The sequence below is a fragment of the Arthrobacter cryoconiti genome (genome assembly GCF_020905375.1).
GTDB classification, from domain to species: Bacteria; Actinomycetota; Actinomycetes; order Actinomycetales; family Micrococcaceae; genus Specibacter; species Specibacter cryoconiti.
In genome coordinates this window covers 22,233-35,121 of the sequence record NZ_JAJJBU010000038.1, presented here as the reverse complement: position 1 = coordinate 35,121, position 12,889 = coordinate 22,233, and the positions used below count along the sequence as shown (strand labels likewise).

Sequence of the window (12,889 nt, the reverse complement as noted above, 5' to 3'; positions counted from 1 at the left end):
GAACAATCCTTTCAGGAACTGTCTCACATCATTAGTACACCTCAGTGTGACTGGGACAGTGGTGTGCCGAGATTGTGGCAAAACCCGGACATCTGGCGTGGATGGTTAAGGCTATGAGAACCAGAGATCGCTCCGTGCCCATGGCCTTTAGCCTAGTCATCGCAAGCACCTTGGCATTTTGTGGGGTGAACCTGGTTTTGGTACACACCGCGGCAGGCCAGCGTGCTGACTCCACGGCGCTAGGCCAGTTTGTGTTCCCGGGTTGGGGAAGACCACCGGGGGATGAACTCTTGGGCAGTATCTCCATCACCACACTCTTGTTTGCTGTGGGCGTCATCGTCGCGGTTCTGGTGCTGAGAAAACGGTGGAGATCGGCGTTACTCGCTGGCGCCTCGATTGGCGCGACGGTAATGGCATCGCAACTACTCAAGGACGTCCTGATACGGCCGGAACAGGTCATTGACTTTACGTCCGCGCGCAATAGTTTTCCTAGCGGTCATGCAGCCATCAGTGCAGGGGTTTGTGTTGCGGTGGGTATCTGGTGGCCAAAGCGGTTGAGGACTGTAGTGGTTCCGGCACTAGCCATTCTGCATGGATTGGTCGTTGCCTCGGTTATGACTGCGGGCTGGCACAGAGCAAGCGATGTTCTGGGTTCAAGCCTTTTAGCGTTGGGAATCGGGTTCTTGTTTACGTTAGGGTCCTCCAGGTCTACGATGATCCACGGCTCGGTCTATAGAGTCGCTTTTGTAGTTGTGGTTATTCTTGGGATTACGCTGACGAGTTCATGGGCCATCATCGGTTCGGAGGTTGGTGCGCTCGCTGCCGTACTGGCCTCCGTGTTGCTGGTCAGCCTGCCCCCACTGGCTATCAGCACCGCACCTGTATGGTCCGCGCCGAGTCCTATACCGTTAGTAGGCGTGGCGCACCGCACTCGCTACGCCTTGGAGGAGTCACATTAATGGCCAGACTATTGATTGTTGAAGACGACCCGGATATCAACGCGGCGTTCCGTTTAGCGTTGAGTCAACGAGGCCATAGCGTTGATGGCTGCTATTTGGGTGGCGAGGGAGTTTCTGCCGTTCTCGGCAAGAACCCGCCCGATTTAGTTATTCTGGATCTGATGCTTCCGGACATCGATGGGATCGAGGTTTGCCGATTGATCCGGCGCAGTAGCACCGTGCCAATTATCGTTATGACGGCCCGTGGTGATGACATGGACGTTGTCCTGGGACTTGAGGCGGGTGCCGACGATTATGTTCTGAAACCCATTGAACCTGCCATCCTTGATGCCCGAATACGAGCTGTTCTACGTCGTGGGACCGGGGTGGTCGGTATGGAAATGCCAAACGTTTTCACCAGTGGGTCACTGAGTGTGGATCGGGATGCGATGGTGGTTCGCAAGAATAGTGAACTGGTCCAACTCACACCCACGGAGATTCGATTGTTGCTGGAGCTTTCACGCCATCCAGGTCAGGTGCAAAGCCGTGAGCAGCTCTTGAACAATGTTTGGGGAACTGACTATCTGTTTGAGTCAAGGATGGTGGATGCGTCCATCCAGCGGCTTCGAAGCAAGATCGAAGATGACCCCACCCGACCGAAAATGGTTGTGACGGTACGCGGCTTCGGATACCGCTTTGACAGGCAAAATGCTCCGGGTTAAGGATCTCTTGGCAAGCATGAGGTTCCGTCTGGCCATCGGGTTCGCACTGATCGCTGTCCTATCAGCCGGGGCCGCAGGTGGCATTACCATTTGGTCCGCTCGGGATAATATCCTCGAAGCCGAGCAGAATCGAGTGCTTTCTGACTTTCAAAGTGTGTCCTTGGCGCTGCCTTATCAGCTAACAATTCCAGCAAATGCAGACGCCCCAAAATATGCCCTGGAGACCTTCTCGAGTGTTTTGCACGGCCCTGTAGCCCTCGATGTACTTACCCCTTCGATGTCCCTGGGCAACATAAGCCTCAATGATATTCCTGCGTCTTTCAGATTGACTAAGACAGCTGGTTCAGGCACTACCTTCGCTCGCACCACGATCGATGGAAAATTGACCTTCATTGTGGGGGAATCAAAACGAATTCTGCTCTTGAGCAGCTCACAATCTGGTACGCAGACGTCCTCAGATGTCGACGTCGTGCTGTACGCAAGGTATCCGCTCATGGTCCAAAAAGGGCAAATCGATCAGCTGACTTCCACGGCATCATTGCTAAGCCTTCTGGTGGGGTTGGTAGCGGCGCTCATTGGGGTGCTCCTTTCGAGAGGGCTCTTGCGTCCCGTGACCGCTCTGCGCGCGGCGGTTGAGAATCTTGGCGTGACGGGTAAGCCGACAGAGTTGCGTGTCAGGGGAGTCAGCGAACTCAGCGAGGTCATTAGGGCTTTTAATGACACTTCCACCCGACTGCATCAAGCCATGGCGGAACTTTCTGAATCTGAAATTCGTGCCAGGCGCTTTGTGGCGGACGTTTCCCATGAGCTCCGCACGCCAACTGCAGCGATGGTGGCTTCTGCGGATGTGCTGGACAATCCTGCCGGAACGCTAGAGCATCGGGCAGAGGCGGCGCGGCTGACGGCATCGGCTGCCCGACGCCTGGCCCAACTGACCGGGGATCTTTTAGAGATCTCAAAGTTCGACGCCGGCCAAATCATGGTACAGCCGACCCGTTTCGATGTGGCGCAGAGACTTAGACGTCTCCATGCCGAACGTGCTTGGCCTGACGGTGTGGAAGTCGCATTGGCGGGCCCGCTCATGATTGAAAGCGACTTGCGACGGTTCGACGTGATTGTTTCGAATTTACTGTCTAACGCATTGGCACACGGGAAAGAACCCGTAATAATTACCGGAGAGGCCCATGCGGATCAGCTCGAGCTCCGCGTCCATGACTGCGGAGGCGGCATCGACGCTGAAGACTTGGCGCATCTATTCGATCGATTCTATAAGTCGGACCGCTCTCGCAGCCGAGGTGGCACCGGACTGGGGTTATCCCTGGTGAAAGAAAATGTGGTGCTCATTGGAGGTAGTGTTTCGGTCGCGAGCGCAACGAGCGGCACCACGTTCACTCTGAGAATTCCGTCGAAATGGAGCGCTCGTCGAGACGACGAGGCTTGGGGAATCAATAGTGGAGTACAAGGCAATGTATGACTCCTAGCATTTACTTAAGGTATTTACTAACGCGATGGTGTCAAAATTGAAACTGCACGAGCCGTTACTTTAGGGGAATGCTGTGAAGCGAGTAGCGAAGGGTGACGTAGAAAGCGTAGCCAGCAGACGCTCTGCGTTGGATCGTACATTTCAGATCAGTCTTGTCGTGAAGGGCGCAGATGGGCTACTTGAGCTCATTGGTGGTGTTCTGCTGCTCTTAGTCTCCCCAGCTCAACTCAATTCTGTGGCGCGTTTCTTCACTCAACACGAGCTTTCCGAGGACCCCCATGATGCCGTCGCTAACGCGTTGGTCCACTACGCTGGCACACTGACTGTATCGGCGTCCCTCTTCGGGGCGCTGTACTTGCTTCTTCATGGGCTCGTGAAAATTGTGCTGGTTTGGGCAGTCTTGAGAGACAAGCTCTGGGCATATCCATGGATGGTGGCCTTTTTACTTGTCTTTATCATTTACCAGGTTTACCAACTATTGGGTTCCTTTAGCATCGGCTTAGCCTTGCTGACTGCGTTTGACGGATTCATTGTTTGGCTCACCCTGCACGAGTATCGTGCGCATAAATCGAGGGTTATTTCGAGCCCGCCAAGCCAAGAAGCTACCAACCGCTAGATCTGGGTATCATCGGTCCGTTCAGTGCGTCGGACGGTGCTTTCACCGTTTGCCGGTTCGACGACGGTCCGTCGAGTGGATGTGGGTTAACGTCTGCGGAACGTGAAAATTAGTCCCAAGATAAAGACGACGACCCCGGCGCCCATCAGGATGTTGCCAACCAAAGCAACGGTTTCCAGCACCGGATGCGGTGAAACCATTCCAGGAACCACACCGAAGTTGCTGGGGAGATTCGTGGCGCCAAATGGTCCCTCACCCAGACAAGGACAGACATCTTTCGGCAGATGGCGGGGTCGTTAGACTCTTCGCCGTCGCTGGGCCGGGTGACGAATGATTCTTCCAGCCAGGTTGAGGCTTTGCTGAAAGGAGACCTTGGGGAGATAGGCTCGGCCGACGGCGTTGGCAATATTGGGAAGCGCCGCAGCGTCAGGGTAGACCATGAACAGAGGTTCATAGCGTGGCTGAAATTTTGATTTGAACGTCAATAGCGACTTGAATCCGTAGACAGGTTCAAGAATGGCGCCCAGCTGTTCGAGTAGTTTGTCCAGGCCGGCTCGTCGCGGCTCAGGCGTGTGGAGTGCTGAGCCGGTTGGTGTTTGCTCGATGCGTGCAAGCGGCGCGCCTGAGAGGCTGAGGAATTCGTAGCCGTCCTCCTTGCAGGATAGGGCCGCCGACGCAATCAGAAATTCAATACTGGCACGGAATCCGCTGCTGCGTCGGCGCATAAAGTCCAGTGTCCAACCGACAACGATTTCATCGCGGTAGACGGGAAGCCACGAAGCAATCGCGTGGACAGTGTGCTGATCATCGATGGCGAGTAAACAGCGTACTTCCGGGTCGTTGATCTCCTCTAGTCCGCCTAGAGTGAAACCCATTTCGGGCATCTTCTTATCGGCTACCCACTCTTCTGAAATGGCATGGATTTGATCCGCAATGGATAAAGGCGCCTCGGGGTAGGAAATCCACTGTGCGTGGATGCCTTCCTTATTCGCCTTGTTTAGGGCAGTGCGAATATCTTGGAATTTCTTGCCGGTGAAGGAAAGGCCTGCCAAATCCAGGATAGTTTCCTGGGCGACTTCAACGGATCCCCAGCCGAGGTCCTGCGTAGCGGCTCTGAACTCTCCTGGCACCGAATAAAAGCAAGGAGTCCATCCGTTCTCGGCTGTGTATCGAGTGAATTCATCGATCGTCTTAAGCAATTCCGTGGGTGGGCCCACGGGCGGTCCCAGAGTTAACGCGATTCCGGAGAGAACGCGATAAGCGATGAAGCTGTTACCAGATTCAGCGAACCAGTAACTGTTGCCACTCCATTGGGTCATCCATGACAATGACGAACCGCGAGTAGCTTTGAGGATGCCTCGAGCGCGAAGTGCATTGGTGCCCTGAGAGTCGTGGGCTGGCCGCAGAAATGACCTCAGCATGAGGACGGTAGCAATGCACCAAAAAGTGATGCCAATGCCTTCATAGAGAATCACGGTGGCGCTGCTTTGGGGAAAGAAAGCTGGGGATAGATCCAGTAAATAACCGAGGGGAAGAAAGCGATCCGGAAGGTCTGCCAGCAGGTCGGCCAGTCCTGGGGCAGGCGCAAATCCGGAGGCCAAACCCAAGGCCGCCAAGACGTAGATGACGGAGAGGACGACGGCGGTAGTAAGAAGGGTCCCGAAGAGCGAAAGGTAAGTTTTAGGTGGTGCAGTGACGCGAAATAGTCTCCGGGTCCCTAACAGCAAAATTACCAGCAAAACCGGCAACAAAAGTGGCAGAATGAGGCCCAATGGATGGTACTTGGCTGTGATTTCAACGGCGCCTAAGCCCTCGTTGGAGGGCATGCTGGCCCCGGACGGCATGAATGCCGTCACAATGTAGCTACCAGCAAGGATTCCTAAGCCCCCTTGGATAATCAGCGCCGCGTACCAGGCGAAGCGGCGACCTCGACGCAGTCCATCGGCGATGACCAGCAGCAACACGGAAGGTAGTATCGACATGAAAATGCCACCCGCGCCGGCTCGCAACTGCAACTGCGCGGCGGCGCAGTCCTTGACTTGAGTGGGGTCGGAGCAGAGAGTTTGAAGTGTTTGTGGATCCACCACTTGGATGTTGGTGAATAGAAATCGCAGCACCGACAAAGGGCCAACGGCATGGGGTAGCAGGCCTGCCAAGACTGGCCCTACGGCTGAAGCAGCCACGATGAGTGCGATCAGAACCCTTGCTTCACGCCGCGAAGAAATTGGAACACTGATCCTGGGGGTGCGGCCAAAGAGTAGCGGACCTAGGAAGACTCCGACGGTGGCCGCTGCAAGCCTAATAAGGTCGGGGAAAGAGCCGCTGTAGAGAGCAAGCAGTATCAGCAAGGCAAAGAGTGTGAGCCTAAGCCGACGGCGCCACAATACTCCCAAACTTGTGGTTGCAGCCAGTGCTGCTCCGAAGAGGAAAGCGGACGGTCCTACGAACGAATGTGTCAGTAGCTGTGCCGACCAGCTACCGAGCAGACTCCGTCCCCCGTGGACGATGCCGATCGTCAGAACCATCCCAGCAGTTTGGGCGGTTAGGCCTGCGATGATAAAGCGCAAGCTTCCAAGCCGACGTTCAGCTGGAATACCCACCACGAGTAGCAACGCTGTGCCGATAAGATACCCTACTAGTCCTCGTTCCCAGAAGGCAGCCGTGATGATTGTCCACCAGTGCTCGGGCAAGGAGGACGACGTAAGGACAGTTGCGGAACGCCATCCTGGGTGCTGTCCTGAGCGAAGGGTACCCGTCAGTAATCCGGGTACCCACAGGAGCACGAGAAGTATCCACGTCGCGGGGGCATGCCTCCAAGTTTTGAATATGGCAGGGAAGACGATGCCCCACTTGGATGGCCAGAGCTGAAAGTCTTTTTTTGTCTTCATGGGGTTGCTACTTTGGGTTCTTTGATTGGAATGGTCCTGTTTTGGGACGGGAAGCGCATTCCATTGAGCCTATAGGCGTGTTGGGCCAGATACCGGGACCCCTAGTATTACCCATGACACGATCACCGCAGTTCTGGTCCCGAACCGCGGCATTGTCAGCGATGACTGAGTCGATGACCAAAGTGGGGGTGCTCGCTAAATGCGGGGGAGGGCTCGCGACCATTGTTTTCCTGACCAGTTGTGGGGGACAGAGACTAGCGTTCCACTGACATCCTGAGTCCTGCCTGAGAAGTCACGCTCACAGCGACTTCTCAGGACGTTCCAGTCATACTGCACATACGAGGGAAGGACTCCTATGCGGATTCTATTGGTGGAGGATGAGAAGCTGCTGGCCGAGACAGTTCGGCGCGGCTTGGCGAACGAGGGGTTCGTTGTGGAAGTAGTTCATGATGGGGTCAGCGGGTTGTGGGCTGCAACAGAAAACCCCTATGACGTGATTCTCTTGGATCTTATGTTGCCGTTAAAGAATGGATACGACGTGCTCAAAGAAATGCGAGAGCGTAAGATCTGGACTCCTGTGATGATGCTGACGGCCAAAGACGGTGAATATGACCAGACTGATGCTTTCGATCTGGGCGCTGATGACTACCTGACAAAACCGTTTAGTTTTCTGGTGTTGGTGGCTCGACTGCGCGCCTTAATCAGGAGGGGTGCCCCCGAACGGCCTGTGGTGATGACGGTGGGGACTCTCCGAATGGACCCAATGACCCGCAGCGTCAGCCGCGGTGACAGCCCGATTTCCTTGACCGCCCGGGAGTACGGGCTGCTGCAATTTCTAATGCGGAGGCATGACCAAGTGGTGTCCAAAGCCGAAATTCTTGACAATGTCTGGGACCCCGCTTTTGAAGGCGGCGACAACGTGGTGGAAGTTTATATCGGTTACTTGCGACGCAAAATTGATGTCCCTTTCAACGTCGCTACCGTCTCAACCGTCCGTGGCATGGGATACCTTCTCACCGCGGATCGAGCACCGGCAGCGTAGGGTCGGTGCCATTCATTTCGATCTTTGCTGTGTTGGCGGAACGGTAAGCTAAATTCGGTCTACGGCCCCAAGGGCAGGCGCAGCTCGAAACGGCAGTCTCCGGAAGGGGCCTGGGTTGCGGTGATAGTGCCATGATGGGCGCCCATGATGCCAGCAGCGATGGCCAAGCCGAGCCCACTGCCGCCGCTTTCACGTGAGCGGCTCTCGTCGAGCCGGACGAAGCGCTCAAAGATCCGTTCACGATCAGACTCAGGGACGGGGTAGCCATCGTTATCGATAACTATTACGACTCCTTTGGGGGCAATGGAGAGCTGAATAGTAATCGTGGATCTGGCGTGGCGGTTAGCGTTATCGAGGACGTTGCGCAGCACTTGTCCAAGGCGGTGCGCATCCCCAGTAACTCTGACAGGGACAATGCTGGCAGTGATGGTGTGTGCCGTTAGCGGACGCAGACGGGTGATTTCGGTGGCCAGAACGTCGTCCAGATCAACGTCCTGGGCAGCGACGCGGAAACTACCATCGTGGGTTTTTGCTAGTGTCAGTAGATCATCGACCAGGTAGCGCATGCGCGCCGTTTCTCCACTGAGCATGCCCTGAAGCTCGCACCAAGTATCGCCGCTTGTGTCCGCTGCTGCGATTTCCAATCCCGCACTGATTGTTGCCAGCGGGCTGCGCAGTTCGTGGCTTGCGTCGGAAATAAATCGTCGCTGTTCGCCGTCGGACGCTTGAAGTTTGTCGAGCATGGTGTTCATGGTCACGGAGAGGCGGTGGATCTCATCATTGGTGGCCGGAACCTCTACCCGTTCGCTGAGTCTGCTGGCGTTGATGCGGGCAACCTGGTCACGTATGCGTTCGACATGACGTAGAGACCTTCCGACTAAAAGCCACACTGCGAAGCCAACGACTATCAACAACAAGGGTGTTGCGCCGAGAAGGAACCAAGCAACCGTGGCAACGGAATCGGCCTGGACCTGAACGGTTGACGCCACAAGGACCGTGTACGTACCTTGTCCGGTTGGCACTCCGGACGCAACAATCAAGAACTCGTCAGTGTCTCCAATGCTTTGCAAACTGGAAACAGAGAGCGTCTTGGTTTCTCCTGCACGAGGATGCAAATCCGCCAGTGCGGCCGTGGCCGCCAATTTTTCCGATGAGGCGACCACTGACCCATGCGGATCGATGATCTGAACGTACTGGCCACTGTGAGCGGTGGCAGTGAGGGCTTGGCCTGCCTCGGAAACGTCCTGACTGGTGATCAGGGCTGCCACATCAGCAGCCTTGGCCGTGGCGGCCCTTTCAGTGGTGGCGATCAGAGATGTCTGCAGGAGCACTAACAAGAGCAAGCCGCCGGCAACTAGAGCTAAGGCGACTACGACGACGGCGGTTGCCGTAGCTCTTTTGCGCACACCCCAAGCAGGCCGGAGGTTCCGCTGGGACATGCGCGCCCGCGTACGAAGTTGTTTCATGGTTCAACCATGCCCGGGTCAGCGTCTTTTGTGCAATCGTAGTGCCCTTGTTCTCAGCGTCCACATAGGTGAACTCAGCGTCGTCTCAGTACAGGCCGGGCACAGTGGGATTATCGCCACTCACCCGAGATGGCAGTAAAGAAAGTCCCTAGGAAAAGGAGAACACAATGACCCTTCATAAAGAAACCAATTTCAAGGACCGGTTGTCGCGAATGGACATGAAGAAGAAGGTCATCATGGGAGCGGTGGGCGTGATGGCTCTGGCTGGACTCGGTGTTGGAGCAGCCAGTGCGGCGACCCCGCAACAGACGCCGCCGTCGTCCTCCTCAGCCCAATCGAGCACGGATGCACCCACCCCCGGAGACACGCCTGATGTTCCCGGGGCAACGGAAACACCTGATCAGAACGAAAAGGCGGGTACGCCAGAAGCCGCCGGAGATACTGGTCCTGACGTTCAGCAGACCGGCGATCACACCGATCCTGGCGATCTGCCCGGTTCCCCCTAGCCCAGTCAGCGTACAGGTGAACAATCACGGAGGAGGCGCCAGCAAATAGGCGAGGCCAGCCCCTTCTGCTCACAGCAATGGCCCGTTCCGGAAAATCCATCCTGAACGGGCCATTGCTGTGAGCACAAGGAATGCCCTCTCGCTAAGCTCTCCACCCTCCTCCCGGAAGTTAGGAAACTATTTTCTGGCACTCATCTGAACTATCCACCTGATTTCTGGAGCGTTTCCAGTGGCCGTTGCCAGTGGTCTTAAGCACCTTCGAAGTGCAATCCAAGAGCGGATTGGCAGCCCAAGCGCACGGTCCTGTGCTGGTTCATGTTCCGGGACAGCCAGGCTCCTCTGGCAACGCATTCTTCAGCTATTGACATGAGTGGTGAGGCTGAAGCGGCGGTATCCGCGGATCGGACAGCCACCATCAAAGCGGCTTTCAAAGGTCATGCAGCCGCTTCTACTTCCTTGACACCAGTGGCTTTCTTGGCAAAGCAAAAGTATCCGAGTAGTTGGATCTAGTTCTCAGCCGGTCGACAGGACAAGCGCACGAGATCTATAGGGAAATTTTCTGTTGGTACGGCTGGTGTCCGTGCTCTCAGCTTCCTCTTAGCCGTTGGCGCGTAGCGTCCAATCCTATGACTGCTACAGCGATATCTACCACCGCACTGACCAAACGGTATGGTCCTCACCAAGCGCTTCGCGAGTTGAACCTGACAGTTCCCACAGGGGAAATCTTTGGTTTGTTAGGTCATAATGGCGCCGGGAAAACAACCATCGTCAATCTACTGACCACGCTCATGGAGCCCTCGTCCGGAACGGCGGAGATCAACGGGCACGACATCACGACAGCAGCTACCGCGGTCCGGCGAAGCATTGGATATCTGCCTGAAAACGTCCAGTTTTACGACAATCTCACCTTGGCGGAAAACCTCATATTTTTTGCCCGGCTCTCAGGAGTCCGATCCGTGGGATCACGGATTAGTGAAGTCCTAGATTTTTTGGATTTTAGTGGGCACGAGAACCAGAGAATGGGAACGTTCAGCAAGGGAATGCGACAACGGGCCGGCATTGCCCAAGCGATACTTCATGAACCCTCAGTCCTCTTTCTGGACGAGCCCACATCAGGACTTGATCCTCAGGGAGTGGCGAAACTGCGTGAGACCATTATTTCCCTGAACACGAAGCTCGGCATGACCATTTTCATGAACACACATTTGTTGGCTGAGGTAACAAAAACATGCACTAGCATCGGGATCCTCAGCTCAGGAACATTGATTTATCAGGATTCCGTGGACGCGACGTTGAAATCCTTCCCCGACCAAGAATCGTTGGAGGATATATACCTCCACATTGAAGCTGGGCAGCGGGCATGAACCGCTGGACTGCGGTGATCGCCCACGAGCTTCTATGCACCATGCGCGAGCGGTTGCCACAAGTACTGCTGGCCGTCTTCGTCGGGATGGTTGCTGCGTCGGCATTCATTGGTTCTTCGGCCCGGGCTAGTGTTACTGGCGTTTACAGTGAAGCGGTTCGTCAGGGCCTGACGACTGTTCCCAACCCGTTTGATTCACTCTCTCCGTTGTATTACGCCCGCAACTCGGTGATCTACATTGTGCTGATCGGGGCATTGCTGGCAATCGTGGTCGGCGTCTATTCCACATTGCGGGATAGGCAAGCCCGAACCATGGACTTGGTTCTGTCCCGGGACGTGCGGCCGTCTTTCTATCTGAGTGCCAAACTTGCCGGATTGGGCTTATTCACTGCTCTGCTGCTGGCGGTCTCGGCTGTGATCAGCATCGCTTGCATCAGTGTCGTAGCCGGTCGAATAATATCCGTCGACGACGGCGCCCGGCTTGTCGGTCTATATGCCGTGGCGTGGCTATTTATACTGCCGTTCCTCTGCCTGGGTATGCTCGCAGGGCTGTACGCAACTTCCGTCACATCGGCGCTGCTCATTCCGATCGTGGTCTGGAGTGTCACGATTTTCATTTTGCCGCTTCTGGGAACAGCAGCGCATCCCGTTTCACTGCTGAACCCGGTTGCCTCCCCACCAGCGATCCAGAGCGGATTCTTCGCAGTGACCTCCAATCTAGTAAATCCGTTATCCCTTGGCGAGCACTTCAAGCACGCTGGTGCACTGATACTTGCGGATCCGCAGGCAACGGGCACTGTGACAACTAGCATTTGGACGATTTTGGCTTTCGCCATCGCAGCGTGCGTTGCCGTTATCATGACCCGCCGGGGCCGGATGAGGAGTGCCCTTCATGACTGAGATCCTGACGCTGGCTAGGAAAGAAATCACGGACTTGAGGCGCAACCGTTTCATGGTGGTGCTCTTTGCCTTCCTTGCGGTAGCCGTCGTTTTGTCTGTGATCGTGGCGTCGGCTGATTTTCGGCTCAAGATTGCTGACTACCAACATTATGTTGATGCCCTGAAAGCTGCTGGCAGCTCAGCCACAGCTCCTGAACCGTCGCTGTTTCCCTTGCAAATGCTCCGAGGCGGCATTGAGTATCTAGAAATCATTGGCAGTCTGTTTGCGGTAGTCCTGGGCTATTCGATGATCACCAAAGAAAAGGGCCGGGGGACACTTGCGCTTCTTTTCAGCCGGCCACTGGGACGGTATGCATTCATCGGAGGGAAGATTCTGGCCGTCGTCTTGCTATGGGTCAGCACTGTTGCAGCACTCTTCCTGGTCATCACCGCTTCGTTGCTTGTCATCGGAAACGCCCCTCTCCACGGTGGGGACTACGTCCATCTATTTTTCGCCGCAGCTCACACCGCCGTCTACCTCATCATGTGGTCATTACTGGCTATGAGCTTGGCCTCGTTGATTCGGCGCACAGGGACCGGATTAGTTCTTGCACTTGTGCTTTGGCTCGTTGTGGTCCTGATCATCCCTCAAATTGGAGACACCATGGATCCTGACAATCAGATTCCCGGGGGACTCTTTGCAAGTTTGCAGGTAGACAAATCTCATGAACAAGCGGTCATGGCGCACTTCACAGGTTATGAGACGACTCGTGACCTGATCGAACAAACTTCCGTGACTAAACAATATGAACGTGCCACTTTCGCCTACCTTGGCATCAAAAACGAATACAACCAACAGCCACTTTCCTTCATCTGGGCTGGCACGTTTAACAACACTCTCTGGCTCTTAGCGGCGCTTGCCGCCTCTGTCAGCACCGCGATGCTATCCGGTACGAAGAAAATCATTCTACGAAAGGTCTCCTGAA

The 12,889-nt window shown here is 55.5% G+C and carries 11 protein-coding genes; 9 read left to right on the top strand and 2 right to left on the bottom strand.

Features of this window, described 5'->3' with window-relative positions; all coding sequences use genetic code 11:
- The first annotated feature begins 113 nt into the window (after positions 1–113).
- The 4 genes from LOH53_RS16280 to LOH53_RS16265 all read left to right on the top strand — a co-directional run bounded on the left by LOH53_RS16280 (position 114) and on the right by LOH53_RS16265 (position 3,759).
- A complete protein-coding gene (locus LOH53_RS16280; RefSeq protein ID WP_230068812.1) occupies positions 114–959 on the top strand; it encodes a phosphatase PAP2 family protein in 846 nt (281 codons plus the stop codon).
- Positions 959–1,660 carry a response regulator transcription factor gene (locus LOH53_RS16275; RefSeq protein WP_230068811.1) on the top strand — a complete coding sequence of 234 codons (702 nt, stop codon included), beginning with the start codon at positions 959–961 and terminating at the stop codon, positions 1,658–1,660. Before LOH53_RS16280 ends, LOH53_RS16275 begins: the two co-directional genes overlap by 1 nt.
- Before the next feature lie 16 nt (positions 1,661–1,676).
- Complete coding sequence (locus tag LOH53_RS16270) at positions 1,677–3,134, top strand: sensor histidine kinase (RefSeq protein WP_230068814.1); 1,458 nt, start codon at positions 1,677–1,679, stop codon at positions 3,132–3,134.
- 82 nt (positions 3,135–3,216) lie between these two features.
- The gene (locus LOH53_RS16265) at positions 3,217–3,759 is read left to right on the top strand and encodes a DUF2127 domain-containing protein (RefSeq protein WP_230068810.1); all 543 of its coding nucleotides are present in this window, start codon (positions 3,217–3,219) and stop codon (positions 3,757–3,759) included.
- Between the two features lie 296 nt (positions 3,760–4,055).
- Here the strand turns inward: LOH53_RS16265 and LOH53_RS16260 are convergent, their stop codons facing one another.
- Positions 4,056–6,647: a rhomboid family intramembrane serine protease gene (locus LOH53_RS16260; protein WP_230068809.1), complete on the bottom strand. Its 2,592-nt coding sequence runs from the start codon at positions 6,645–6,647 to the stop codon at positions 4,056–4,058.
- Between the two features lie 355 nt (positions 6,648–7,002).
- Between LOH53_RS16260 and LOH53_RS16255 the strand changes: the two genes are divergently transcribed.
- Positions 7,003–7,689, top strand: a complete 687-nt coding sequence (locus tag LOH53_RS16255; protein WP_230068808.1) for a response regulator transcription factor — start codon at positions 7,003–7,005, stop codon at positions 7,687–7,689.
- A 59-nt stretch (positions 7,690–7,748) separates the two neighbouring features.
- Here LOH53_RS16255 and LOH53_RS16250 read toward each other — a convergent pair whose 3' ends face one another.
- Complete coding sequence (locus LOH53_RS16250) at positions 7,749–9,155, bottom strand: sensor histidine kinase (RefSeq protein WP_230068807.1); 1,407 nt, start codon at positions 9,153–9,155, stop codon at positions 7,749–7,751.
- 167 nt (positions 9,156–9,322) lie between these two features.
- Here LOH53_RS16250 and LOH53_RS16245 point away from each other — a divergent pair, with 167 nt between their 5' ends.
- The 4 genes from LOH53_RS16245 (at position 9,323) to LOH53_RS16230 (ending at position 12,888) form a co-directional block, all read left to right on the top strand.
- The gene (locus tag LOH53_RS16245; protein ID WP_230068806.1) at positions 9,323–9,661 is read left to right on the top strand and encodes a hypothetical protein; all 339 of its coding nucleotides are present in this window, start codon (positions 9,323–9,325) and stop codon (positions 9,659–9,661) included.
- A gap of 626 nt (positions 9,662–10,287) precedes the next feature.
- Positions 10,288–11,025, top strand: a complete 738-nt coding sequence (locus LOH53_RS16240) for an ABC transporter ATP-binding protein (protein ID WP_230068805.1) — start codon at positions 10,288–10,290, stop codon at positions 11,023–11,025.
- Entirely contained in the window at positions 11,022–11,924 is a 903-nt protein-coding gene (locus LOH53_RS16235; RefSeq protein ID WP_230068804.1) for an ABC transporter permease, read from the top strand. Before LOH53_RS16240 ends, LOH53_RS16235 begins: the two co-directional genes overlap by 4 nt.
- Complete coding sequence (locus tag LOH53_RS16230; protein WP_230068803.1) at positions 11,917–12,888, top strand: ABC transporter permease; 972 nt, start codon at positions 11,917–11,919, stop codon at positions 12,886–12,888. Before LOH53_RS16235 ends, LOH53_RS16230 begins: the two co-directional genes overlap by 8 nt.
- The last annotated feature ends 1 nt before the right edge of the window (position 12,889 follow it).